Source organism: Pseudoalteromonas sp. P1-8, assembly GCF_001399985.1.
Taxonomy (GTDB): domain Bacteria; phylum Pseudomonadota; class Gammaproteobacteria; order Enterobacterales; family Alteromonadaceae; genus Pseudoalteromonas.
Genome location: NZ_LJSO01000003.1, coordinates 53,350 through 79,623, shown reverse-complemented (window position 1 = coordinate 79,623; position 26,274 = coordinate 53,350). Strand labels below are relative to the sequence as shown.

The 26,274-nt window shown below is 42.1% G+C and carries 23 protein-coding genes; 6 read left to right on the top strand and 17 right to left on the bottom strand.

Annotated features, from left to right (window positions below; genetic code table 11):
• Window positions 1-4: 4 nt before the first annotated feature.
• Together AN213_RS05680 and hrpB are read right to left on the bottom strand one after the other, a co-directional pair.
• Window positions 5-442, bottom strand: coding sequence for an MBOAT family O-acyltransferase (locus AN213_RS05680; RefSeq protein ID WP_054562283.1), 438 nt, complete (start codon window positions 440-442; stop codon window positions 5-7).
• A gap of 151 nt (window positions 443-593) precedes the next feature.
• A complete protein-coding gene (hrpB, locus tag AN213_RS05675) occupies window positions 594-3,014 on the bottom strand; it encodes an ATP-dependent helicase HrpB (RefSeq protein WP_055197886.1) in 2,421 nt (806 codons plus the stop codon).
• Window positions 3,015-3,183: 169 nt separating this feature from the next.
• Between hrpB and AN213_RS05670 the strand changes: the two genes are divergently transcribed.
• Both AN213_RS05670 and AN213_RS05665 read left to right on the top strand, forming a co-directional pair.
• The gene (locus AN213_RS05670) at window positions 3,184-3,951 is read left to right on the top strand and encodes an ABC transporter substrate-binding protein (protein WP_055197885.1); all 768 of its coding nucleotides are present in this window, start codon (window positions 3,184-3,186) and stop codon (window positions 3,949-3,951) included.
• Window positions 3,952-4,147: 196 nt separating this feature from the next.
• Window positions 4,148-4,345 carry a CsbD family protein gene (locus AN213_RS05665; protein ID WP_054562286.1) on the top strand — a complete coding sequence of 66 codons (198 nt, stop codon included), beginning with the start codon at window positions 4,148-4,150 and terminating at the stop codon, window positions 4,343-4,345.
• 40 nt (window positions 4,346-4,385) lie between these two features.
• Here AN213_RS05665 and AN213_RS05660 read toward each other — a convergent pair whose 3' ends face one another.
• The 4 genes from AN213_RS05660 to metA form a co-directional block, all read right to left on the bottom strand.
• The gene (locus AN213_RS05660; RefSeq protein ID WP_055020659.1) at window positions 4,386-5,426 is read right to left on the bottom strand and encodes a GGDEF domain-containing protein; all 1,041 of its coding nucleotides are present in this window, start codon (window positions 5,424-5,426) and stop codon (window positions 4,386-4,388) included.
• Between the two features lie 337 nt (window positions 5,427-5,763).
• Window positions 5,764-8,394 (bottom strand): methionine synthase, encoded by a 2,631-nt coding sequence (gene metH / locus AN213_RS05655; protein WP_055197883.1) that lies wholly within the window; start codon window positions 8,392-8,394, stop codon window positions 5,764-5,766.
• 9 nt (window positions 8,395-8,403) lie between these two features.
• Entirely contained in the window at window positions 8,404-9,471 is a 1,068-nt protein-coding gene (locus tag AN213_RS05650) for a homocysteine S-methyltransferase family protein (protein ID WP_054562289.1), read from the bottom strand.
• A complete protein-coding gene (gene metA / locus AN213_RS05645) occupies window positions 9,461-10,408 on the bottom strand; it encodes a homoserine O-succinyltransferase (protein ID WP_054562290.1) in 948 nt (315 codons plus the stop codon). The genes AN213_RS05650 and metA overlap by 11 nt, the downstream gene beginning before the upstream one ends.
• Before the next feature lie 246 nt (window positions 10,409-10,654).
• Here metA and ettA point away from each other — a divergent pair, with 246 nt between their 5' ends.
• Entirely contained in the window at window positions 10,655-12,328 is a 1,674-nt protein-coding gene (ettA, locus tag AN213_RS05640) for an energy-dependent translational throttle protein EttA (RefSeq protein ID WP_054562291.1), read from the top strand.
• A 26-nt stretch (window positions 12,329-12,354) separates the two neighbouring features.
• On the opposite strand, the gene AN213_RS05635 is transcribed toward ettA, so the two are convergent.
• Window positions 12,355-13,104, bottom strand: a complete 750-nt coding sequence (locus AN213_RS05635) for an EAL domain-containing protein (RefSeq protein ID WP_055020657.1) — start codon at window positions 13,102-13,104, stop codon at window positions 12,355-12,357.
• Between the two features lie 163 nt (window positions 13,105-13,267).
• Here AN213_RS05635 and AN213_RS05630 point away from each other — a divergent pair, with 163 nt between their 5' ends.
• Both AN213_RS05630 and AN213_RS05625 read left to right on the top strand, forming a co-directional pair.
• Window positions 13,268-13,633, top strand: coding sequence for a PilZ domain-containing protein (locus AN213_RS05630; RefSeq protein WP_055020656.1), 366 nt, complete (start codon window positions 13,268-13,270; stop codon window positions 13,631-13,633).
• A gap of 53 nt (window positions 13,634-13,686) precedes the next feature.
• Window positions 13,687-14,595 (top strand): histone deacetylase, encoded by a 909-nt coding sequence (locus tag AN213_RS05625; RefSeq protein WP_055197881.1) that lies wholly within the window; start codon window positions 13,687-13,689, stop codon window positions 14,593-14,595.
• 82 nt (window positions 14,596-14,677) lie between these two features.
• Here AN213_RS05625 and cyoE read toward each other — a convergent pair whose 3' ends face one another.
• The 6 genes from cyoE to AN213_RS05595 all read right to left on the bottom strand — a co-directional run bounded on the left by cyoE (window position 14,678) and on the right by AN213_RS05595 (window position 20,256).
• Window positions 14,678-15,562 carry a heme o synthase gene (gene cyoE, locus AN213_RS05620; protein WP_054554292.1) on the bottom strand — a complete coding sequence of 295 codons (885 nt, stop codon included), beginning with the start codon at window positions 15,560-15,562 and terminating at the stop codon, window positions 14,678-14,680.
• A 141-nt stretch (window positions 15,563-15,703) separates the two neighbouring features.
• Complete coding sequence (cyoD, locus tag AN213_RS05615; RefSeq protein ID WP_054562295.1) at window positions 15,704-16,063, bottom strand: cytochrome o ubiquinol oxidase subunit IV; 360 nt, start codon at window positions 16,061-16,063, stop codon at window positions 15,704-15,706.
• Complete coding sequence (cyoC, locus tag AN213_RS05610; protein WP_054562296.1) at window positions 16,063-16,698, bottom strand: cytochrome o ubiquinol oxidase subunit III; 636 nt, start codon at window positions 16,696-16,698, stop codon at window positions 16,063-16,065. Before cyoC ends, cyoD begins: the two co-directional genes overlap by 1 nt.
• Window positions 16,695-18,683, bottom strand: a complete 1,989-nt coding sequence (gene cyoB, locus AN213_RS05605) for a cytochrome o ubiquinol oxidase subunit I (RefSeq protein ID WP_055020653.1) — start codon at window positions 18,681-18,683, stop codon at window positions 16,695-16,697. Before cyoB ends, cyoC begins: the two co-directional genes overlap by 4 nt.
• A 2-nt stretch (window positions 18,684-18,685) precedes the next feature.
• On the bottom strand, window positions 18,686-19,600 hold the full coding sequence (gene cyoA / locus AN213_RS05600; protein WP_054562298.1) for a ubiquinol oxidase subunit II: 915 nt from the start codon (window positions 19,598-19,600) through the stop codon (window positions 18,686-18,688).
• A gap of 236 nt (window positions 19,601-19,836) precedes the next feature.
• Window positions 19,837-20,256, bottom strand: coding sequence for a hypothetical protein (locus AN213_RS05595; RefSeq protein WP_055197879.1), 420 nt, complete (start codon window positions 20,254-20,256; stop codon window positions 19,837-19,839).
• A gap of 414 nt (window positions 20,257-20,670) precedes the next feature.
• On the opposite strand from AN213_RS05595, the gene AN213_RS05590 reads away from it, so the two are divergent.
• Complete coding sequence (locus tag AN213_RS05590; RefSeq protein ID WP_055197877.1) at window positions 20,671-22,026, top strand: M14 metallopeptidase family protein; 1,356 nt, start codon at window positions 20,671-20,673, stop codon at window positions 22,024-22,026.
• Window positions 22,027-22,239: 213 nt separating this feature from the next.
• Here the strand turns inward: AN213_RS05590 and AN213_RS05585 are convergent, their stop codons facing one another.
• The 4 genes from AN213_RS05585 to nqrF form a co-directional block, all read right to left on the bottom strand.
• Window positions 22,240-23,217, bottom strand: coding sequence for a transposase (locus tag AN213_RS05585; RefSeq protein ID WP_055197875.1), 978 nt, complete (start codon window positions 23,215-23,217; stop codon window positions 22,240-22,242).
• 177 nt (window positions 23,218-23,394) lie between these two features.
• A complete protein-coding gene (gene nqrM, locus AN213_RS05580) occupies window positions 23,395-23,607 on the bottom strand; it encodes a (Na+)-NQR maturation NqrM (RefSeq protein WP_036966498.1) in 213 nt (70 codons plus the stop codon).
• Window positions 23,608-23,893: 286 nt separating this feature from the next.
• Window positions 23,894-24,925, bottom strand: a complete 1,032-nt coding sequence (locus AN213_RS05575) for an FAD:protein FMN transferase (RefSeq protein ID WP_055197874.1) — start codon at window positions 24,923-24,925, stop codon at window positions 23,894-23,896.
• A 112-nt stretch (window positions 24,926-25,037) separates the two neighbouring features.
• On the bottom strand, window positions 25,038-26,264 hold the full coding sequence (gene nqrF, locus AN213_RS05570; protein ID WP_054562303.1) for an NADH:ubiquinone reductase (Na(+)-transporting) subunit F: 1,227 nt from the start codon (window positions 26,262-26,264) through the stop codon (window positions 25,038-25,040).
• Window positions 26,265-26,274: the final 10 nt, after the last annotated feature.

Genomic DNA, 26,274 nt, shown 5'->3' with positions numbered 1-26,274 from the left:
CGTGCTAAAAAAGGTGGCTCGTCAACCAATAGCTCAATACAATAAAGCTGATGTTGGCGAGCGCTCTTAACCACCAAGGAGCAGAGCTAAACTGGAGTTGGCTGTACTTGCTTACTAATACCAACACGCCCATCACAGTAAACCAAGGAGTAAAAAAGAATAGTGGCTTTAACTTCACTAAACTCACCGCTAAATCGTGCAGCGCCCCACTGACAGCAAAAGTCAAAACAAGGGCACACCAAGCCGGCATAATGTCATTGCAAGGCTTCATTACATACCGAGATAAGTAATAGCTCCACACCGGATTCCAATATCGCCAAAATAAATAAAACGAGCTAGCACCCAGCGAGCGTATCAGCATATTGCGCAACGAATCTTTATGGCCAAGAGGCACACCTGTACGTTTTTTAACGTATTGAGCAAGGGTAATAGCTGCAGACACAGGATTTCTCTTTTTTACTAATGACTCAATTAGACTACTAAACAACCAACAAAAGAGAAACCAAAACAAGGCTTGAAATTGTAACGGTTTATGAAGCGTGCAGATCTAAGGCAAGTGATGAAGCTGAGCTAAGCACTCAGCTTCATTAAAATCACATCTTACTTTTTACTTTATTAGTCGCTTGGCTGGTGGCTGGGTCGTCTGGCCAAAAATGTTTTGGATAACGCCCTTTCATTTCTTTTTGCACATCGCGGTAACTCGTTTGCCAAAAGTTAGCTAAGTCTTGAGTTAACTGCAGCGGCCGCCTCGCTGGTGATAATAGCTCCATTAATAATGGCAGTTTACCTTGGGCTAGCAAAGGCGTGCTGGTCATGCCATACACTTCTTGCATGCGTACACTGAGCTTCGCAGGGCCATCGAGCTGATAGGTCACTTTTACATTTGAACCACTTGGCACCGTTAATCGCAAGGGCAGGTGTTCATTCAATAAGCTTTGCTGCTGCCAATCAAAACAGCTTTTAATCGCTTCGCTGTAATTGAACTTTTTTAATTGTTCAAGGTTTTTAATATCATCCAAATAAGGTGCAAGCCATTGGCTATCGGCAATTAAATCATCATGATTTAAACGCGGAAATGACTCTGGTAACAGCTTACTTGCCAAGCTCATTCGAATAAGTAACTGCTCACTATCGGGCTGTTCATTAAATATCGAAAAGCCCCGCTTACTAAATAAATTTAACCAAGCTTTGGTGCGCTCGTTTTTATCTAGTGGCTGTTTACTTGGTTGACTCGCTATGGTGATGGCACCCAGCTTGAGCTCATCTTGATGGATAAAACGCCCTGCTTTTTCATCGTATTCGCAGCGAGTTTGCTCAGTAAATAAATGCGAAAGCTCATCTTCAAGCTCACTTGGCAAAAAGGCAACAGCGGCAAAAACACGGTTTCCCTTATGACCGCCCATATGCGCAATGGCAATATAGTCATCGTTATGCCAAAACTCCTCACTTAAATCGGCGCCTGCACCATTGGCAAGTAAATAACCATTACCGCGCTTTTTGGCTAGGCGGTCTGGAAAAGCAAGCGCCACCAGCAGCGACAAGTACTCTGTTTTAAGCTCATTAACCGGCTTGAGTTGCAAGCGCGATAGCCAATAATTTAATTGCTGCTTAAATACTGGGTGCGGTTTGCTGTGCTGACTATGTAATGCCAAATTAAGATCAGCTGGCATACTGATGCGGCTTTCAAGCAGTGCAGTTAAATACCCTGCTAATACATAAATACCAGACATGCGCTGCTCTAGTAGCTTTGCCTTAATGAGCATATGCGAGAGGCGAATATCGGCTCCATAGCTCAGCATTTGGCTGCCAAGGGGTGTTAGCTTTTCATTTTCATCAATGGCTTCGAGCATTTTCAAAAGTGCCGTTGCCTGTTTAATCTGCTGGCGACTAGGTGGGTCGAGTAAGCTAAGCTCAGCAAGTGATGCCCCCCACTGCTTTGCCTCTAATAACAACTGACTAATATCACTGGTCAGAATTTCTGGCGCATCATGGCTGTTACGGCGCTCAAAGGTTTGCTTAGAGCCTAATCGATACACAACCCCCGGCTCAATTCGCCCAGCACGACCAGCGCGCTGTATGGCAGAAGAACGAGAAATACTTTGCGTAACAAGCTCTGTAACACCGGTTTTTAAATTGAAATTGGCAGCACGGCGTTTGCCGCTATCAACCACAATACGTATTCCTTCAATGGTCAAACTGGTTTCAGCGACATTGGTGGTTAATACCACTTTGCGTTTGCCATTTTTAGCAGGCGCGATAGCAGCTTGTTGCTCGTTTTTATTTTGCTCACCATACAAGCTAAATACTTCGACGCTATCACCTAAATCATTTAAAGACTGCTGAACGCGCATGATTTCACGCTGCCCTGGTAAAAATACTAAAGCACTGCCAGTTTGCTCACTAAGCGCCTGTTTTATTAGTGCAGGTATGTCATCGAGCCAACGGCTTTCGTCTTTAAGTGGAATATACACTTCATCAATCGGGTAGCTTCGACCTTGTGATGAGATAATAGGACAGCTGAAAAACTCACTGTAACGATCGCCATCTAGGGTTGCCGACATCAGTAAGATTTTTAAATCATCGCGAAGTGCCGCCTGTGTTTCGAGGGCAAATGCCAAAGCCGTATCTGCGGCAATTGAGCGCTCGTGAAACTCATCAAAAATAAGTAAGTCTACACCACTAAGCTCTGGGTCATTTTGCAACATACGCGTCAACATGCCTTCGGTGACAATTTCGAGTTTAGTTGTAGAACTTACTTTTGATTCACCACGAATGCGTAAGCCGACACTGTCACCGACTTTTTCATTCTGCTGACTTGCCAAATACTGGGCAATATTGCGTGCAGCCAGTCGTCTTGGCTCTAACATAACAATGCGTTTAAAGTGCCCTTCGCGCATTAAGGTAAGAGGCAGCCATGTCGATTTACCCGCTCCCGGTGGCGCTTGCAATAAGGCCATTGGGTTACTCTGTAATGTGGTTAACAAGGATTGATAAATATCTTGAACTGGCAGCACGTTAGGTATCTCTTACTTTCTTTTCACGCATTGTATCAAAAAACTAAAAATTGCGATGGCTATAGGCTTATTTTCTATCTCGGGCTTTAGAAGTGAAAACATTGCATTCTGCCAGTTTAGACTTATTCTTGATTAAACGACCAAACAAAAATCAGAATAAGGAATTAACTTGTTCAGGATTTACACCCGTATTTTAATCACCTTGCTACTTTTAGTTTTCCCGTTTCAAAAAGCGTTTAGTCAGCAAAAAATTACGGTTGCACTTGGCAATACACTACCACCTTGGGTCATGGTTGAAGACAACACAGGCATAATTCCTGACTTACTTCGTGCGACACTCGGTGTTCACGGTTATCAAATACACTATGTCTACGTTCCCTATGCAAGGCGGATCCCTTTGTATACTGAGAACTTAGTTGATGTTGTGTCTGATATTAATGAAAAAGTTATCGAAACCCATCAAATGAGCGGTTACTTTTCAGATATTGCTTACAGCTACGAGAACTTCGCTTTTAGTCTGGCCAAGCAAAACCTGCAGCTTAGCTCTATTGCACAATTAAAACACTTTAGTGTTCTTTCATGGCAAGGTGCAAAAGAATTACTCACACCAGAATATCAAGCAATGGCCAGAGAAAACCCACAATACGCAGAAACCTATGATCAACTTGCACAAGTACAGCTTTTGTATCGAGAGCGCTACGAGGTGATCCAGATGGACGGTAAAATTTTTGATTATTATCGAGCATTAATTAATATCAATGACGAAATTGATGTCTCTAAACCTGTGCAACGATTTGCGTTGTTTGGCAAAAATCCCAGTGGCTTTTTATTTCGAGACGAAGCCTTAAGAGACCTGTTTAACGAGAACTTGCGTAAACTAAAATCAACTGAAGAATACACGCGGATAATCAATCGCTATACCTCTAAGAGCCACTAAGTATCTAAAAACTAGCGCAACAGAAAATATTACAGGCTGATTCTAAAAACTACGTAGTAATTGCAAACTTATAAATTCCACTCATTATATGTAAAAGCATAAAACAACTATAAATCAATAAGTTAGTAAATTTCACCAAATTGGTACAGCGATTGCTCTTACTAAGATGAATGTTTAACAAAGTAAGGAGATTATGATGAACAGCGATCGTTTAGAAGGCAATTGGAAAGAGCTTAAAGGTAAAGCACAACGTAAATGGGGTGACCTTACCGATGATGATTTAGATAAAATTGAAGGTAGCCGTAAAGAGCTGGTTGGTAAACTTCAGCAAAAATACGGTAAATCTAAGGAAGAAGCTGAGCGTGAAGTCAGCGACTTTGAAAAAAGCCATTAATTTGAGCAATCAATAAAGCCGCTAATTGCGGCTTTATTTATCAAGCAGGCTCATGCTTTGCTAAATCGACTTCAGCAACCGTTTGATTTTTACCTTGCGATTTAGCGCGGTAAAGCCGTTTATCGGCAATGTTCAAACAGTGATCCACGCTCTCATCAGCAACGCGCACGTACAAGCCAATACTTAAGGTGACATTAAAACGATGCTGGCCGCTCGTAAATGGCTTTTCAGCAAGCTTCTTATGGATTTTTTCAGCTACTTTTCTGGCTCTGAGCTCATACCCTGTTGGGATCACTATTAAAAACTCTTCGCCGCCCCAACGGGAAATAACATCTTCTTCTGTGCACACTTCTTTAAAGACATCAGCGAAAAATATTAGCACCTCATCGCCCACTTGATGACCGTAGGTATCGTTGATTTGTTTAAAGTTATCAACATCCATCAGCAAGAACACAGCCCCTTCGCCAAAGCGCTTATCTTGCAAGCATTCAGTTGCGTAGCGACGGTTAGCGAGTTCAGTCATCGCATCAGTACGTGCAAGCTTTTGATTAAGCTTAAGTTGTTCCATTAACTGCAAACTGTATTTGTTACGGTAATATTCGTAGAAGCCAGCCAAAATACATAAAATCGAGAAACACAGCATGACCCGTGTCGGAAAGTAGTGACTCGGATAACTGTAATAACCAAATTGATCGGTAAAATAGAAAAGCACCGAGATAATACTGGCAAGCAAGATAAGATCGAACGCTCCGCGCTTTAAGCCACGAATAAAAAATGTCACAGGAGATACAATAAACAGCCATAACGGCCCAGTGCCATTGCTCCCCCCAGAGACAATTAAAAAACACATCATCGAATAGAGGGCGTACAGCATAAGTACTGCGATGGTTTCGTCACGATTTTTAATGACGAAAGGTGAGGCAAACACAAAGCCGCCAATAATCAATAAATAGCTAAGGGCATGGTAACCATCTTGATAGCTGGTGATCGCCATTAAAAACGAGGTAATCGAACCAATAAATGCAAAAACACGTAAAAATCGTGCTTTATCTTTGTCACTTGCATTCACTGTATCAATCACAATTTCACCTTAGATTTCTTGATCAATCTCAATAATACCAATCCGCAATAATACTTAATCATTTTGAGGGATTAAACCTGNCTGCGTTAAAAATTTCTGATTTAGAACAACTAAATAACGAAATTTTTGCCTTGTTATCAACGAGGTTTTATTGCCTCAAAATAGACCACTTTATTAAGCGAATTGGTATAACTTTAACACAAATATATAAATTAGAAGGAATTTGCCAGTATTAAAACAATTAAAAAGAAAAAAGTATGATAAAAAATGAGCATAAAAAAACGAGCCATTTGTGGGCTCGTTTTTAATTTAAACAAAAGCTAATAACTAAAGGTTATTATTCTGGTTCATAGCCCAAATTAGGCGACAACCAACGCTCAGCTTCTGCAAGAGTCATGTTGGTACGCTTAGCGTAATCTTCAACCTGATCTTTTTGAATTTGCGCTACAGCGTAGTACTTAGCTTCAGGGTGAGAGAAATACCAACCAGAAACCGCCGCACCCGGCCACATTGCATATGAACTGGTTAGCTTCATGCCAATACGCTGCTCGGTATCAAGTAACTGCCAGATTTTCTTCTTCTCTGTATGTTCAGGACAAGCAGGATAACCTGGCGCAGGGCGAATACCTTGGTAGTTTTCACGAATAAGTTCATCGTTCGATAGATTTTCATCTACCGCATAGCCCCAATACTCTTTACGTACTTGCTCATGCAAGTACTCAGCAAATGCCTCAGCCAAGCGATCTGCTACGGCTTTAACCATGATTTTATTATAATCATCTTGCTTAGCATCGAAGGCATCGGCAAGGTCGTCTTCTTCAAGACCACCAGTAACCGCAAAAGCACCAAAGTAATCAGGGGTGCCTTTTGGCGCAATATAATCAGCTAAACAATAATTAGCAAAGTCGGTTTTTTCTGTTTGCTGACGTAAATGACACGCTGTAGTTAAAAGCGTTGTACGCGACTCATCGGTGTAAATCTCAATGTCATCCCCTACTCGGTTTGCAGGGAATAAACCAATGACACCTAGAGGTTGTAGCGCACCTGATTGCTCAAGCTCATCAAGCATTGCGTTGGCATCAGCATATAAGCTTTTAGCCTGTTCACCTACAATTTCATCTTCAAGAATACGTGGGTACTTACCAGCGATTGACCACGTCATGAAATAAGGTGTCCAGTCGATGTACTGTCTTAACGCCGCAATCGAAACATCTTTAAACTCAGTCACACCCAGCTTTTTCGGTACAGGCGGCGTGTAGTTGTCCCAATCGAGTTTTACAGCGTTGTCGCGAGCACGCTGTAAAGTAACTGGTTTTGAGCGCGGCTTTTTACGTGCTTGTTGTTCACGTACTTTTTCATACTCAGCCTTGGTTTTCTCTAAAAATGCTGGTTTTAATTCTTTCGACAATAAATTAGAAACTACACCTACAGCGCGGCTGGCGTTATTTACATAAACCACACCTTTATCATACTGTGGTTCAATTTTAACCGCGGTATGCGCTTTAGAGGTTGTTGCACCACCAATCAGTAGCGGTAATTCAAAACCACGGCGGGTCATTTCTTTCGCAACATGCACCATTTCATCAAGCGAAGGGGTAATAAGCCCTGATAAACCAATAATATCGGCTTTCTCGTCAATGGCGGTTTGCAAGATTTTCTCTGCCGGCACCATCACACCAAGGTCGATAACCTCGTAGTTATTACATTGCAGTACAACGCCTACAATGTTCTTACCAATGTCGTGTACGTCACCCTTAACGGTTGCCATAACCACTTTGCCATTGGTTGCGCCCTCTTCTTTTTCAGCTTCAATGAAAGGATCAAGATAGGCTACGGCGCGCTTCATCACACGAGCAGATTTAACAACCTGAGGTAAGAACATTTTACCTGAGCCAAATAAGTCACCTACTACGTTCATGCCGTCCATAAGCGGGCCTTCGATCACTTCGATAGGCTTAGCTTTGCTCTTGCGGCACTCTTCGGTATCTTCATCGATGTATTCGGTAATGCCTTTTACTAGTGCATGTTCAAGGCGCTTTTCAACAGGCCAAGTACGCCACTCTAAATCTTCAACTTTCTCTGCTTGCGCCATACCAGAGTATTTGGGTGCAAGTTCAACAAGTCGCTCACCGGCACCTGGGTCGGTATTGAGGATCACATCTTCTACAGCTTTGCGCAGCTCTTCGGGAATATCATCGTAAACCGCTAATTGGCCCGCATTTACAATGCCCATGTCCATACCCGCTTTAATCGCGTGGTATAAAAACACTGAGTGAATAGCTTCACGTACTGGGTTATTACCACGGAACGAGAACGACACATTCGATACACCACCCGACACTTTACAGTGCGGTAAGCCTTGCTTAATTCGGCGCGTACCTTCAATAAACTCAACAGCGTAGTTATCGTGCTCTTCAATGCCCGTTGCGACGGCAAAAATGTTTGGGTCAAAAATAATGTCTTCTGGCGGAAAGCCAATATCATCAACGAGTATTTTGTAACTACGCTGACAAATCTCGAACTTACGATCAGCAGTTTCTGCTTGCCCGGTTTCATCAAACGCCATAACCACCGCAGCAGCACCAAAGCGTTTAATTAGCTTAGCTTGGCGGATGAATGGCTCTTCACCTTCTTTAAGTGAAATTGAGTTAACAATGGCCTTACCTTGAATACACTTTAAGCCTGCTTCAATCACTTCCCATTTAGATGAGTCGACCATGATAGGTACTTTTGAGATATCAGGCTCTGAGGCAATTAAGTTTAAAAACTTTACCATCGCCGCTTTTGAGTCCAACATAGCTTCATCCATGTTGATATCAATCACTTGCGCGCCATTTTCTACTTGTTCACGGGCAACATCGAGAGCGGTCTCGTAATCTTCTTCCATGATCAAGCGCTTAAACTTAGCCGAGCCTGTTACATTGGTACGCTCACCGACGTTAGTAAATACAGCAATTTGGTCAGTCATGTCGGTTTCCTAGTTTAAGTTACACGCTTCAAGGCCCGATAAGCGCATACGCACTTCAAGCTCAGGTAATTGGCGAGGTTTTACACCTTCAAGGCCTTTCGCAAACGCCTTAATATGAGCCGGTGTCGTGCCACAACAACCACCTACAATATTGATAAAGCCAGACTTGCCCCAATCAATAATTTCTTTTGCCATTTCAGGAGCTTCTAAATCATATTCGCCAAACTCGTTCGGTAAACCTGCATTTGGATGCACCGAGGTAAAGGTTTCACAAACGCGCGATAACTCTTCAACATACTGGCGCAGTAAGTCAGGGCCTAGGGCGCAGTTAAGGCCGATTGATAGCGGTTTAATATGACGAATTGAGTTATAAAATGCTTCTGTGGTTTGCCCTGATAAAGTACGGCCAGAGGCATCGGTAATGGTGCCCGAAATCATCACAGGTAAACTACGACCAGCTTGCTCGAATGCTTCTTCTACAGCGAACGAAGCCGCTTTAGCATTAAGGGTATCAAAGATGGTTTCTATTAAAATAAGGTCAGCACCACCTTCCATTAATGCCAGTGTTGACTCAACATACGCAGCCACCAGCTTATCAAAGTTGATATTACGATAACCTGGGTCATTTACATCTGGTGAAATAGAACAGGTTTTTGACGTTGGCCCAAGTACACCGGCTACATAACGCGGTTTGCTAGGATCTTTTGCTTCAAGTTCATCACACACGCCGCGTGCAAGCTTCGCTGACTCGAGGTTGATTTCGCGGCTAAGGCTCGCCATGTCGTAATCTTCCATAGAAATAGTCGTGGCATTAAAGGTATTCGTTTCGATGATATCGGCACCGGCTTCTAAATAAGCACGGTGAATATCAGCAATGATTTTTGGCTGAGTCAGGCTTAATAAATCGTTATTGCCTTTAATAAGTACGTGCCAGTCTTTAAAGCGCTCACCGCGATAATCCTGTTCTTCTAATTTATATTCTTGGATCATGGTGCCCATCGCGCCATCGAGGATTAAAATTCGCTGTTTTAGCGCCTCGGTTAATTGTTCGCGTTTATTCACTGCATTACTCGGCATAGTTGTTAGTCCTTACATCTTGGCTAACTAAGTTAATATCATACGGTGTAGTTTGGTACACATAATAGTTTAACCAATTCGAAAACAATAAAAAGGCATGGCTTTGCCACGTTTTCGACGGTTCGTTGTCTGGGTTATCGTCAGGGAAGTAATTTTCTGGCTTAGGTGCATCCGCTGATTTTTCTTGGTCGCGTAAATACTCCCCTTTTAAGGTATGAGCATCGTACTCTGGATGGCCAGTAATATACACTTGGCTACCTGATTTATTTTTAATTAAGTAGGCACCTACTCGCTCTGATCCGGCTAACACCACTAGCTCCTCGCAGGCATTGATCTTATCGATATCAATATGACCATAACGAGAATGTGGCACTAAAAAGGTATCATCAAAGCCACGCGTTAGCGCTGCGTGGTCAAAATAGCTTTTATGGGTGAAAACACCGCTTAATTTGTTTGGTTTCAGATCACGTTTAAGACCATAGTGATGATAAAGCCCCGCATGGGCCGCCCAACACGAAAACAGCGTAGACGTCACATGCTGCTCTGCCCAATCTAAAATAATTTTTAGTTCATCCCAGTAGGCTACTTCGTCATACTCTAAATGAGCAAGCGGTGCGCCCGTTATGATCATGGCATCGTAGTTATTATCTTTCACTTCTGAAAAATAACGATAAAACGTATCCATGTGCTGTTCAGAGTTACTGCTGGTGCGATGGGTATCTAAGCGCAACAGCTCAACATTAACTTGCAGCGGTGAGTTTGCTAGCAAGCGAATAAACTGCACTTCGGTTTCAACTTTGTTTGGCATTAAGTTTAAGATGGCCAAACGCATTGGGCGGATTTCTTGCGTTTTAGCACGACTTTTTGGCATTACAAACACGTTTTCTTGACGTAACTTTGCAATGGCAGGCAATTCATCTTTTACTGTAATGGGCATAGCTGGCTCCGAGCATACTTATCTGACTGCTAATTATGAACGGATAGTTAGAAATTTCAACCTCTAGATGTTTAGATGTCTAAATGAAATAGTATTTCTGAGCGGTCATTAATTAAAATGTATGACTCTTTGAGTAAATAACACCTTGATATTAAGCCTATCATAAACGCTGAATTCTGTATTTTGAGGTAGTTTGGGTATACAATACTTGCTGTTAATTTTTATTATAAATTGAAGGCTTCTTTCATGGTGTTACCAGACAAGTTTATATTCTCGATGAGTCGAGTATCTAAGGTTGTGCCACCTAAGCGCACTATCTTAAAAGATATTTCTTTACACTTTTTCCCAGGCGCAAAAATTGGTGTGCTAGGTCTAAACGGTGCAGGTAAATCAACGTTACTTCGCATTATGGCTGGTGTTGACCAAGACTTTGAAGGTGAAGCTCGCCCTCAACCAGGCACTAAAATCGGTTACTTACCGCAAGAACCCGTGCTAGACGAAAGCAAAACAGTTCGCGAAACAGTAGAAGAAGCTGTAAGCGAAGTTAAAAATGCACTAAATCGCCTTGATGAAGTATACAACGAGTATGCAATGGACGGTGCTGACTTCGATGCACTTGCTAAAGAGCAAGGCGAACTAGAAGCTATCATCCAAGCGCACGACGGTCACAATATCGACAACGTGTTAGAGCGTGCAGCTGATGCATTACGCCTTCCACCTTGGGATGCAAAAATTGAACACCTTTCGGGTGGTGAGCGTCGCCGTGTTGCGATCTGTCGTTTACTACTTGAAAAACCAGATATGCTTATTCTTGACGAACCGACCAACCACTTAGACGCTGAGTCAGTTGCTTGGTTAGAGCGCTTCTTACACGACTACGAAGGTACCGTGGTTGCTGTAACCCACGACCGTTATTTCTTAGATAACGTAGCAGGTTGGATTTTAGAGCTTGACCGTGGTGAAGGTATTCCTTGGGAAGGTAACTACTCATCGTGGCTTGAGCAAAAAGATTTACGTTTACAACAAGAACAGAAATCTGAAAAAGCACGTCAAAAATCAATCGCGCAAGAACTTGAATGGGTTCGTTCAAACCCGAAAGGCCGTCAAGCTAAGTCTAAAGCACGTATGGCACAGTTCTCTGAGCTTCAACAAAACGATTACCAAAAGCGTAACGAAACGAATGAACTATTCATTCCACCGGGTCCACGCTTAGGTGACCAAGTTATCGAAGTGAAAGGCCTGAAGAAGAGCTTTGGCGACCGTGTATTAATCGATGACTTAAACTTTGCAATGCCGAAAGGCGCTATCGTAGGTATTATCGGTGCCAATGGTGCGGGTAAATCAACGCTATTCAAAATGCTAAGTGGTGAAGAAACGCCTGATAGCGGTGAGATTATTGTTGGTGACACAGTTGAGCTTGCAACGGTTGATCAGTTCCGTGGCGACATGGACGAAAGCAACACTGTTTTCCAAGAAATCTCTAACGGCCAAGACGTATTAAAAATTGGTAACTTTGAATTCCCAAGCCGTGCCTATGTTGGCCGCTTTAACTTCAAAGGTAACGACCAACAAAAATTCGTTAAAGACCTATCAGGTGGTGAGCGCAACCGTTTACACCTAGCTAAGCTATTAAAAGCAGGTGGCAACGTATTACTACTGGATGAGCCAACCAATGACCTAGACGTTGAAACACTACGTGCACTTGAGAACGCTATTTTAGAGTTCCCTGGCTGTGTAATGTGTATCTCGCATGACCGTTGGTTCCTTGACCGTATTGCTACACATATTCTTGATTACCGTGACGAAGGCCAAATTAACTTCTTCGATGGTAACTACACAGAATACGAAGAGTGGTTGAAGAAAACCTTAGGCGCAGAAGCGGCACAACCTAAGCGTATTAAATACAAAAAAATTGGCTAATTAGCTGATACTCAAAAAGCCCCTATTTAGGGGCTTTTTTGTGCAAAGTATGCAAGGAATTCATCAACTTTCAATGATCTCGAAAAATACCAACCTTGTGCAAATTGTATCCCCGCTTTAGCGACTACTTGGGCTTGTTTTTTGGTTTCGACTCCCTCAGCAATATAGGCATGATTACTGTCATAACCACAATTTGCGAGTTGTTTCTTTTGTAATGAAGTAGCCCAGTCATCTTGTAAAATCAGATCGATTACCGACTTATCTATTTTTATATAATCAACATTTAACTGCGCAAGCGCTAAGATATTCGCTTCACCTAATTGCATATCATCTAACGCCATTTTTGCCTTAGAGATATTTTCTAGAATAGTTTGAACACCCATTCTATCGGGGATCCCTCGCTCAGATAATTCAAATATCACTTTGCTGGCATTACTATTCAAAGCTGACTTTTTCAGGGTATAGAATACTCCGCCTCGCCCCCAAAGCTCTGGTGGAACATTAATACCTACATGTACGTTGTCATGCTTATTCAGCCACTCAGCAAGCTCTTCGGCTACTTTATCTATGACCCAGTATGTGATCATGCCACTTAATACAGAACCTTCAATTAACGGTATAAACTCGAGAGGTGGGACGACTTTATCATTTCGCTGCCAACGAATAAGCGCTTCTGCTCCAACACACCGATTATCACTTAAACGTATTGTGGGTAAGTATTCTAAAAAGAATTCATTGTTATCAAGTGCCGCTTCAATTTCTGCAAGTGTAATCACATCATACTCCTATCAATGCCTATTAAAGATAGACCGAGGAGATTAATTTGCAAATAATGGCAACCCACCGGATTTTGAATTTCAATACTCAGCTGCCATTTAATCAGGCGACAACCGCTGACTCGACTATACTCATTAGGTCACTAAAGTAGGAGATACAGCTATGAATGAACGCAGAGAGTTTTCGCGGGTATTATTTTCTTGCCCTGCGATCCTTCGTATCGAAGATAACGACTATCACTGTCAGTTACTTGATCTATCTTTGCAAGGTGCGCTCATTACTAAAAGTGATTCATTTTTAGTGCCTATTCATAGTAAAGCTGACTTAATCTTCACCCTGCCAGAATCAACTATCGAGATTAAAATGCAAGTGGAGCTGTGCCATGTTGAGCATCAGCATGCAGGCCTTCGCTGCGAACATATCGATATTGATAGTATTACTCACTTAAAACGATTGATTGAGCTCAATCTGGGTGATGAAGCATTATTACATCGCGAATTAGCTCATTTAATTCACGCACCAGAGTAAACTTTTGTCGGTAGATTCGTTATGCTGTAGCAAATTCAGCTATTCAATGAGCTATGCAGTTAAATCCCCACTTACCCTTGGTGTATCATCCAAATTACTCGTTTAGTTTCGATCCTAACCATCGCTTTGTGATGAGTAAGTTTGCTTATTTATATGAGCATGTACAAAGCCTTGGATTAATAAATGACAACCTAACTCAACCGATGCTTGGCAGCCCTGAGCCCCTTGAATTAGTGCACTGCGAAAACTATATCCACGACCTTTGGCACAACCGCTTAGATGAAAAAGCGATGCGCCGTATTGGCTTACCTTGGTCAAAAGAGCTGATGGCACGTACCTTTACTGCGCCTCTGGGCACCTTACAAACAGCACGTTTAGCCCTTAAACATGGCATAGCTTGTCACTTAGCGGGGGGCACTCATCATGCCCATACTGATTTTGGCTCAGGCTATTGCATGGTAAACGACCTCGCTTTCACCAGCGAAACTCTGATAAAAAGTGGTGAAGTAACCAATATACTTATTTTTGATTTAGATGTTCATCAAGGTGATGGTACCGCAGCAATGCTGGCGCATCAGCCCTATGCTTATACCTGCTCTATTCACTGTGAAAAGAATTTTCCATTTCGAAAGTCAGCCAGCGATTTAGACATAGGTTTAGCGCCGAATGTCGCTGATAGTGAATACCTAGGCGTTGTTGACGATACTCTGAGTTATTTATTAAACACCCTAAACCCAGATTTAGTGCTTTATGATGCAGGTGTAGATGTATGGCAGCAAGATGGTTTAGGGAAACTCGATATAAGCTGGCAAGGGATAGAGCAACGCGACCATTTAGTCTTCAAGCGTTGCCTTGAGCACAATGTACCTGTCGCAACAGTTATTGGTGGTGGTTATGATAAAGACCATCGCCGTTTAGCGGCTCGCCATGGTATTGTGGTAGAGCAAGCTGCTCGTTTTTAAAAAATAACAAAGAAAAAAGGCCCGGTGGAGAAAAAACCGGGCCTTTGCTACTGTAACATTGGGATATGTTAGCAACTTTTTTCTAAGTTAAAACAAGTAGCTGTGGAGCTACCGAATGGTAATCTAAAGCCATCGCTATGCTCAAAACCGTGATGTTTACAATTGAAAAAGCAAACACTTGGCGCGCCCAGCCGCTTACATCAATATTGCGACGATAGCCACGAAGCGCCATTAGCAACCACCAAAAACTCGTTGTACAGGCTACAGCCATAAAGGCTAAACCTGTATAACCACTAATGGTTAATAACATCACAACCAACGCATACACGGCGATATATAAAACAATGTGATGCTTTGCCTTCTCGATCCCCTGCGCTACTGGTAACACAGGAATTCTGGCCGCTTGGTAGTCGTTATAACGAAAGATTGCAATTGCATATGAATGAGGCATTTGCCATAGACTAAACATAACCAATAAAATCACAGCACCAGCATCAAACTGCCCAGTTACGGCACAATACCCCACTACAGGTGGTACTGCGCCAGATAAACTTCCTACAAAGGTGCCGTACACAGAACGACGTTTCATGTATAAGCTGTACACACCGACGTAAATGACGTAACCAAAAGTAGCAAATAAGAGTGCCACTACGTTGGTATACACTGCTAATAATCCGAAACCAATAACACCAAGCACGATGCCATGTGCCATAGCCGCCTTTGCTGACATTTCGCCAGTCACTGTGACGCGTTTGCGAGTGCGCGCCATAGCAACATCAATATCACGATCAATTACGTTATTGATCGCGCATCCTGATGCCACTACTAAAGATAACCCTAGTAAGGTTGCGATCATTAACCATGGGTCAATATCACCACGAGAGGCCAGCAAGAATCCCCCCGCGACAGAGATCAAATTGCCCATGATAATGCCAGGTTTAGTGACATTTAAATAACGTCGAAACACTTCCTCGACTCCTCTAATTTTCAGCACAAACGCAATATTACGAAAGAAACTAGTTAGTAACAGACTGTGAGAACTGGAGACACAACCTCAGACTAACCAGCTCCTTTCGTAAATCTTTTACCAATTACCAAGTAATTGTTATTAGTACATCATCATGGCGTTCGATTCGTAGATGATCCACACCGACAAACCAACCACCATTACAATGATTAAAGCACTAAAGATAAACGACAATGAACTTGCCTTGCCGTCTTCAGTTTTGAAGTTTAGGTGTAAGAAATATTTCAAATGCACCCAAATTTGCACAATCGCCATGCTCACGATGCACCATGCAGTGGTCGTTTTCGAAAACGAACCACTCATCACAGCCCAAAATGGAATAGCCGTTAAAACAACAGATAGTAGAAAACCAATTAAATAATCTTTAACGCTGCCATGTGATTGTTCATTATGCGCATGAACTTCTAAGTTATTAATTACATGTGATTCACTGTGGCTCATTACATTGCTCCCATTAAATAAACAACGGTAAATACACAGATCCACACCACATCTAAGAAGTGCCAGAATAGGCTTAAACAACTTAGGCGTGTCACTGTTTGTGGGTTTAAACCACGGCGCACAACTTCAATCATCAGGACAGTCATCCAAATAAGACCAGCTGTTACGTGAAGACCATGTAAGCCCACTAGAGAGAAGAACGATGTTAAAAAGGCACTTTGCTGAGGGCCATTACCATGCGCAATTAGGTGATGAAATTCGTACACTTCCATACCAATAAACACTGCACCAAAGGCAAAGGTAACTAGCAACCAAGTTAACGTAGCCGCTTTTTTCTGCCCGTGAGCAGAAATCATCGCAAAACCAAAAGTGATACTACTAAGTAGTAGAGCTGCGGTTTCAACCGCTACAAAATCAAGTTCAAAAATGTCTTTACCCGACACACCGCCAGCAGTGTTCATAAACAATACTGCGTAGGTTGCAAAGAATGATGCAAACAACAGGCAGTCAGTCATAAGGTAAAGCCAGAAACCAAATACGGTGTTACCACCTGTATCGTGGTGCTCATGGTCATGTGCATCGACATGACCGTGTGCGCCGTTTAAGGTGTCGAGCCCTGCAGAAATGGTACTCATGCATTCACCTCCTTCGTAGCGGCTGTATTGTGAGCCGTTTCTAGTTCAACAATTTCATCTGGTTGCACGTAGTAATCAATATCGCTGGTGTAACAACGCTTGATGAACACCACGATAGCACCCAGTAAACCAAAGGCTGCAAGCCACCAAATGTGCCAGATCATGGCAAAACAGAAGGTTGTTAAAGCCGCGCTCATTAATACACCTGCCGATGTATTTTTTGGCATATGAATTGGGCTATAAGAGTCTTCTTGCTTGTAAGCTAAGCCTTTTTCTTTCATGTCTGTCCACGCATCGATGTCATCAACATGAGGGATTTTCGCAAAGTTGTAGTACTGCGGAGGTGAAGCCGATGCCCACTCAAGAGTATGACCATTCCACGGATCGCCCGTTGTATCATCAAGTTGCTCGCGGTTTTTGAAGCTCACTACAAGTTGCACAACTTGGAACAAGATACCGAACATAATGATCACCGCACCGCCAGCTGCAATGTATAACCAAATGTTCCAATCAGGGTTGTTCGTGTGGTTTAAGCGACGTGTCATACCTAAGAAACCAAGTACGTATAACGGCATAAATGCCACGAAGAAACCAATTAACCAGCACCAGAAAGATCGTCTGCCCCAGCTCTCGTCAAGTTTGAAGCCCATTGCTTTAGGGAACCAAAACGCAAAACCAGCTAAATAACCAAATACCGCACCACCAATAATGGTGTTATGGAAGTGAGCGATTAAGAATAAGCTGTTATGTAATACGTAGTCAGCACCAGGAATAGCAAGTAGAACACCCGTCATACCACCGATAGTGAACGTCACCATAAAGCCTAAAGTCCAAAGGACAGGCACAGTAATACGTAAACGACCACGATACATAGTGAATAACCAGTTAAACAACTTAACCCCGGTCGGTACCGCAATAACCATGGTCATAACACCAAAGAAGGCATTAACGTTAGCGCTTGAGCCCATCGTAAAGAAGTGGTGAAGCCAAACGATGAAACCTAAAATCGAAATTGCACCACTTGCGTAAACCATCGACTTGTAACCAAACAGGCGTTTACCAGCAAACGTAGAGATAACTTCTGAGAAAATACCAAACGCAGGTAAGATCAGAATGTAAACCTCAGGGTGACCCCATGCCCAGAATAAGTTGATGTACATCATCGCGTTACCACCTAGTTCATTTGTGAAGAAGTGGAAATCGAGATAACGGTCAAGCGTTAGCATTGCCAGTACAGCCGTTAAAATTGGGAACGATGCTGCAATTAAGATATTCGCCCACGTACATGCCCAAGTAAAAATAGGCATTTTCATTAATGTCATGCCTGGTGCACGCATTTTAAATACAGTCGCTAAGAAGTTTACCGATGTTAATAAGGTACCCAAGCCGGATATTTGCAAGGCCCATATATAATAATCGACCCCGACACCTGGACTGAATGACAACTCTGACAACGGTGGATATGCCACCCAACCCGTTTTCGCAAACTCTCCAAAGAATAATGAGATATTGATTAGGATTGCACCGCCAGCAGTTAACCAAAAGCTAAGGTTATTTAAGAATGGGAATGCAACATCACGGGCACCAATTTGCAGCGGTAAAATGATGTTCATTAAACCAATCATAAACGGCATCGCCATAAAGATGATCATAATCACCCCGTGTGCCGTAAATATTTGGTCATAGTGCTCTGGTGGTAAGTAACCACTTGCACCGCCGGTAGCCATTGCTAATTGCAGTCGCATCATAATGGCATCCGCGAAACCACGGAAAAGCATGATAAGCGCAAGAATGATGTACATGACACCTAAACGCTTATGGTCAATTGAGGTGATCCAGTCGTGCCAAATCACGCCCCACTTTTTATATTTTGTTACTAAGCCTGCCACTAACAGACCTAAGACAGCAACAACCGTCATGGTAACCATGATAATTGGTTCATGAAACGGGATTGCGTCTAATGTTAATTTACCTAACAACGACATGATTATTCCTCGTCCTCGCTGTGCTTCTTATGAGCTGAGTGCTCTGGCATAGCGTGTTGCATTGCACCGTGAGAGCCATGCGCTTGCATATATTTCATTACGATTGAATGGAACATATCTTTATCTACGCTGGCATAGTATTTAACTGGGTCGTATTCACTTGGTTTTGCAAGTTCAACATAGCTTTGCTTAGTCAATGCAGAACCGGTATTTTTTACTTTGTTTACCCAAGCATCGAAATCAGCTTCTGTGGCTGTTGCAATGGCATCGAACTTCATACCAGTGAAACCTGCACCACTGTAGTTAGCAGAAAAGCCTTTAAAAGTACCCGGCTCATCAGCGATTAAGTGAAGCTTTGTTTCCATACCGGCCATTGAGTAAATTTGGCTACCAAGCTGTGGAATGAAAAACGAGTTCATGGTGCTTTCTGAGGTGATCTTGTACTGCACTGGCACATTGGCAGGAAAAACAAGCTCATTCACTGTGGCGATGCCTTGCTCTGGATAAATGAATAGCCATTTCCAGTTCAAAGAAACAACCTCAACAGTAAGGTGCTTACCTTTACCCTCAAGTGGTTTATATGGGTCAAGTTGTTGCGTTGACTGCCACGTGATCACACCTAAAATCGCAACGATGATGATAGGAATGGTCCAAACTACAGCTTCAATCTTATTAGAGTGCGCCCACTTTGGAGCGTAAATTTCTTGATCTCGTCCATCACGGTATTTCCATGCAAAATAAATTGTCATGGCAATAACTGGAATTACAACAATCAGCATTAACACCGTAGCTACGATAATTAAATACTTCTCGTCGACACCAATTTGACCTTTTGGATCGAGTACCCCGCCTTTACAGCCAGACAAAGCCAGCACTAAAGACGCTAGAGCAATATTACAAAGGTTTCGAATTGACAAAGGAATATCCTACAACCTAAAAGTTAACACTTGTCGAAATAAGAACACGACGCTTTTCTGCAACAGATGCTACAGATATCCCTCGGCTGAATAACGGGCACGACAAATAGGCACGCTAAAAAGTGAGGGATTTTAGGTTGGCTGACTGAAATTTGGGCGTAAAAAACCCACTAGGTGCTTAGTAAAGACAACTTAGAAAATGACTAAAATGGCTGAACTTAAGCAACAAAGCTTATTTACAGACAACCACTTACACGAGGAGGAGCACGACAGCCATGAGCGCTGTGTACTACTAAAGACTTTATCGTTTCACGCGCAGCGAAGGCCGCTTTACGTAAAATGACACCTGCACGACGCGCAGGGAAGAAATGGAAGACCAACCAGCATAAACCAATCAGTAATTGGCAAGACACCACTGGGTAAGCTAAAAAACTCAACACGTTAAGCAACGGTGTTTCGTATAAAGCACCTTCGCTTAATAAGCTTCTTAGCCCTTGAGCATCTTCTAATGTACCGTTGATTAGCATCGCTGAATTAATCAGCAACAAGGCTAAAACTGACATTAACTCTTTACCAGCAAAAAACGCACGCGCAGCCAATTGCAATCTAGCTAAGCTAGACTGTTTGACACCTTGTGACTGATTAATTGCTCGCAAAACTCACGCCTTTTATCGCTTTTACTGCATTTTAGGTAAATGGCTTACCCTATTTTTTAATGCGGTAACATGATCTTCATCAATAAAGTTTCAGTAATTACTGAAATTTCGATGTGGAGTATAACAAAGTCAACAGACGGTACAAGTAGAATTTAACAGCACATGGTTAAGTATTGTTTAGCTACTTGCTAACAAACTGTAAAAAACCAAGCTTATTACAGCTAAGTATTTAAAAGTAATACTGTATTTTATATAGCGAAAAGCAATGAAGAAAAAGAAAATAACATAAAAATAGCGTTTTAAAGCATACTTAGTCAGTAGCAATCAAAGCTTTAATACTGAACAAGGATTAGCCAACCCACTAAAAATATAATATTCTTAACAACACTAAAATAAAGAATAAAAGAGATAGTTATGCGCCAATATGCACTCGCCACAGCCTTTTTAGCACTAAGTACCAGTACACTTGCAAATACGATTGAAGACACCGCTGTAGCTGGCTTAGATAAACCTGCGATTTACTACGCCGATATAGAACCCCACTTAAAAAGCGCAGCAAAACACCCCAGCGTCACATTAAAACAAATCGGCACCTCATTCCAAGGACAGGCACTTAATTCTATCAAAATTGGTACCGGCCCAATCAAAGTGATGATGTGGAGCCAAATGCACGGCGATGAAAACACGGCTACTGCCGCATTAATGGATTTTTTAAGCTTTATAACCACATATGAAAACGCACAATGGCTAGAAAGCTGGCAACAAAAAATAACTCTTCTCATTATCCCTATGGTGAACCCAGACGGCGCCGCAGCTCAGACCCGTCATAATGCACAAGGTATTGATTTAAATCGTGATGCTAAAGCCCTTCGCACAAAAGAAGGGCAAATACTCATGGCTGCAGCAGATGAATTCAAACCTGACTTTGGTTTTAATTTACATGATCAGAATGCATATTACGGTGCAGGTAAAATGGGAAAACAAGCCACTATTTCAGTGCTAGCACCCGCCTATAATGAAGCAAGAGAAGTAAATAAAAGTCGTGGTGAGGCTATGCAGTTTATTGCCCACTTAGCCAAAACGGTTGAATCAATGATCCCAGGGCACTTAGGCAAGTACAACGACAGTTACTCGTATCGCAGTTTTGGAGATACTTTTTCCGAAAAAGGTATCCGAACTATATTAATTGAATCAGGCGCTTACCCAAACGACCCAAATCGCCAAATAGCACGTAAAGTTAACCGTGTTTTATATAAAAAGGCTATTGATTCAATAACTTCACAGAAATGGAAAAGCGCTAAAATGGCCCAGTACCACGCTATTCCATTTAATGCTAAAGACAATTGGGTAGACTTACTAATAGACGATGTAACAGTAAAGAGTGAACTTGGTGATTACCAGATAGATATTGCTATAAACAACAAAGGACAGTCACCCATAATTAAAGAATTGGGTGATATAAGCAGTATCCGCCAAGGTTACACCAGTTTAGATGCAAGCAGCCTGAACTTTAAGGTAGGTAACAGCTTTGTATTAAATGAGCCGTTAACGCTTACCGAAAATAAATATAAAGAGCTTTTAATACAAGGGTATAGTTGCTTTTCTAGCGATATTAATATGCTAGAAAACGCCACAAATTGGCCAGTTTACGCATGCAAAAGTGTATTTACATCAATACCTTCACTTAATGCACCTGCCGCCTTTTTCTTACAGGCAAATGGCAAAAATAAGTACGCAGTTTTAGGGGCTGAGCTAATTAATTTAGATTAAACACGATTTAAAAGGACAGGCACTCTTAAAAATGCCTGTTAAATCTCCAAATACCTTAAATTTGTAACCTAAAATAATAGTTGTGTAGTCGAGCTAGCCTATTAGCTTAATCTAATAATAAAAACCAAGATAAAAGATTTAGCTTTATGAGAATTAAAAGCACAAGTTAGCTGCAAGAGTTTGCAAAAAATAAAAGTCGAGAGAAATTTAAGGTTAACTAGAAAGTAATAACTTACAACTTGTTAGGTTACTTCGTCGCTTACGAGCAGTTTTACTGCAATAACTTTCAATAGCACCCACTCGACCTGCAGCTCCACGAAATAAATTTTCAAATTGAGTTGTTAGTGTTAACCATTTTTCCGGTTCGAAATTCAGCCTTTCAAGAATAGGAGGTAAATGATGCTCTATATATCCAGGCTTATCCGCGCTGATACAACGCCCAGTTTTCTCTACCAGTAACAAGTATGACTTTAACTCAAAAGGTATACCCTTTGATTTATACTTACTCATGCCACCAATAAAACGAGCTAGTAATTTAGGTTGCTTTGACTCCTTCGCGCTCTGGCATCGCTTTTTAAAGCTGGTATAGTCCGATTGCTCCGGCGTGCTCTCAGCTTTAGCACGAACAGGGTTTAAATCAACATAGGTCATACATGCTAAAAGTGCTGACTCATCAAGCAATGCTTGGCTCTTAAATCGCCCTTCCCAAAAGTGACCTGTACACTCGTCTTCTTTATTTGCACGTCTAGCTATATATTCATTAAGCATTCGCATAAACCAACTAATGCTCGAAAGACGCGCTCTGTATTCTGCAACCTCTTTCTTTAAGAAGACTTGTTGGCCGTCACTTAAAGGCTGACCATGAAGGAACTTTTGACCTAAAGGCGTCATTTTACTTAGCTTAAACCAGCGTAAAAGAATGGCTTTATCCGATAACCTATTTGCTTTTTTATCATCAACATAAAGAACAAGATGCGTATGATTGCTCATCACTGCGTAAGCACACACATCAATACAAAATACCTTTGCAAGAAAAAGCAGGCGCTCTTCAACCCATCCTCTGCGGTGTTCATATGATTTACCAGTGAGTGCGTCTTCTCCACAAAGGTAAGCGCGTCTAACGCAACGGGATACGCAGTGATAATACTTAGTGTTCGACAAACAGATTTGCCGCTTCCTTGCTAAAGCCATCGTTCACTCCTTGAACTGATAATTTGAAATGCATTAGCTGTAACTAAAGTTTAGACAAAATCTTCTTTGCTGCAAGAGTAAGTTAACAGATAAAAGTGACTGTCTATATAAAAATACAGTGACTGTCCTTGTAAAATTTAAGTATTAAAAAAGCGCCTTTGGGCGCTTTTTCTGTGGTTAAAGAATTTGATTCTCTTTCCAAGCTTGTTCTTTTGCCATGCGCTTTTTACGCTTGTCACATGGGTCGTCGCAGTCGCAGGCTTTGTCGATACCAACGGCGCCTAGGCCACCACAACTACTGGCCATAGATTTCTTTTGCACAATCATGCCGACAGCCATCGCTGCCACAATTAAAATGAGTAGACCAAATGTAAGAAGAAAAAGTGACATTGCTTTGCCCCTATCGTCAGCAATTAAATCAAGCCCAACTAATTAGGCTGCACGTATTATATACCCAAACCACCTCAAGGTGCGAGTTTTATTGTTAAAATCAATAACGCAGTATAAATCGCTTTTAAACCAACCCTTTGGGCGCTTCACAGGCGCTTAGTCTCATCGTTATTACTTCTTAAAAGGGACTGCCATTGTTGCAAAGTAACGCCTTGATATTAAACACCTGTGAAACGCTGAATTCTGCATCTTGAGATGGCTTGGGTATGCACTGCTTCTTGCCCTGCTACAAATATGGTTTAAATGCAGGGCTTGAATAAGTTACTAAGCCATTGTCTGACTTACCAATTAAGTACACCGGCAAATCGTGCTCTTCGGCGTATTTCTGCGCCTTTTCCATGCCCATCACTGTGATTGCCGTCGCTAAGCCATCTGCAGTCATCGCTGATGGGTGTAAAACAGTCACTGATACCAAATCATGACGGCTCGGCATGCCTGTTACAGGGTCAATTAAGTGGCTATAGGTTACACCATCCATTTCGTAAAAAATTCGGTAATCACCTGATGTCGCAATACCATTAGTACCCGGCTCAATTACTTTATGTACTTTACGCACGCCAGGTTCAGCATCAGGCTGCTCAATAGCTATTTTCCAAGTGATGTTGTTTGGCTTAATACCCGACACACGAAGCTCACCACCAATCTCAACCATATAATTAGTGAAACCATGGCTTTCAATCACTTCTGCGACTTTATCAATACCATAGCCTTTTGCTGTAGCAGAAAACGACAGCTCTAAACCATCAATTGTTTTCATCAGGCCAGCATCTGTAAGTTCAAGCTTATCAACACCAATTTTGGCAACCATTGCAGCCAAAGCTTCATCGCTTGGGCGTTTAGTCGGCTTTTTATCTGGACCAAAGCCCCACAAGTCAATAAGTGGCCCCATAGTCACATCTAACGTTTTTGTTGATTCGCCAAGGCGAATTGATTCAGCTACCACGTTTCTAAAATCAGCGCTTATTGACATTACCTGCCCTGCTGGTAACTGGTTGAACTGGTTAATTTCTGAATCGGGAATGTAAGTTGACATAGATTGATTTACATCTTTAAGCACTTGCTTAATCTCAGGATGTAAATCAACACCTGCAATCTTTGAAGACTCTGCAAACACCTTAATATGATAAGTGGTGCCCATTGTCTTACCTTCAAAATAAAGCTCTTCAGCCTTATCAGCTTGGCTGCAGCCAGCCATGAGTAAAGTCATAGTTAATAGAAAAAAGGCCATCAAGCCTTGGCGATAAAACACTCTATTCATAGCATTCACCTTGTAGATACCACGGAGTTCGGTATAGAAATAAAAAAGCCTCGTAACACTGAGTGCTACGAGGCCTGTATTCTAACCAAAACTTATTGTTTTGTGTATGGTGTTAGCCACCGAAGTCATCTAATAAGATGTTTTCGTCTTCTACACCAAGATCTTTTAGCATGTTGATAACAGCCGCGTTCATCATTGGAGGACCACACATGTAGAACTCACAATCCTCAGGCGCTTCATGATCTTTCAAGTAGTTTTCATAAAGTACGTTATGGATGAAGCCTGTGTAACCTTCCCAGTTATCTTCTGGTTGTGGATCAGACAGTGCTGTGTGCCATACGAAGTTATCGTTTTCTGCAGCTAAGCCATCAAAATCTTCTACGTAGAACATTTCACGCTTAGAACGTGCACCATACCAGAAACTCATCTTACGCTTAGATTTTAAACGCTTAAGTTGGTCAAAGATATGTGAACGCATTGGTGCCATACCTGCACCACCACCTACGAATACCATTTCTGCATCAGTGTCTTTTGCGAAGAACTCACCGAATGGACCAGAAATAGTCACTTTATCACCTTCTTTTAATGACCAAATGTACGAAGACATTTTACCACATGGAAGGCTTAGGTCTCTTGGCGGCGGCGTAGCGATACGCACGTTAAGCATGATGATGCCTTCTTCTTCTGGGTAGTTAGCCATTGAGTATGCACGAATTGTTTCGTCGTCTACTTTAGACTCCAGATCGAAGAAACCGAAGTGGTTCCAGTCGCCACGATACTCTTCTGGAATATCGAAATCAGCGTACTTAACGTGGTGAGCTGGTGCTTCAATTTGAATATAACCACCGGCACGGAAAGGCACTGACTCGCCATCAGGAATTTGTAACTTAAGTTCCTTGATGAACGTTGCCTTGTTATCGTTAGAGATAACAGTACAGTCCCACTTCTTAACACCGAAAATTGACTCTTCAAGTTCAATTTCCATGTCGTTCTTAACATTTACCTGACACGCTAAACGGCAGCCTTCACGAGCTTCACCTTTAGAGATGTGATCAAGTTCTGTTGGTAAGATATCGCCGCCACCTTCTTTGATGTGAACACGACACTGACCACAAGAGCCACCGCCACCACATGCAGATGAAACGAAGATACCTGAATCAGCTAGCGCGCCTAATAGCTTGCTACCTGCAGATGTTTTAATAGCTTTTTCTGGGTCGCCATTAATTCCGATGATGATATCGCCGCTTGCTACTAATTTAGATTTAGCACCAATGATAACTAAAACTAAAATAACAACGATAGCGATGAAAACACCAACGCCTAAGAAAATCTCATTCATGATTTATCCT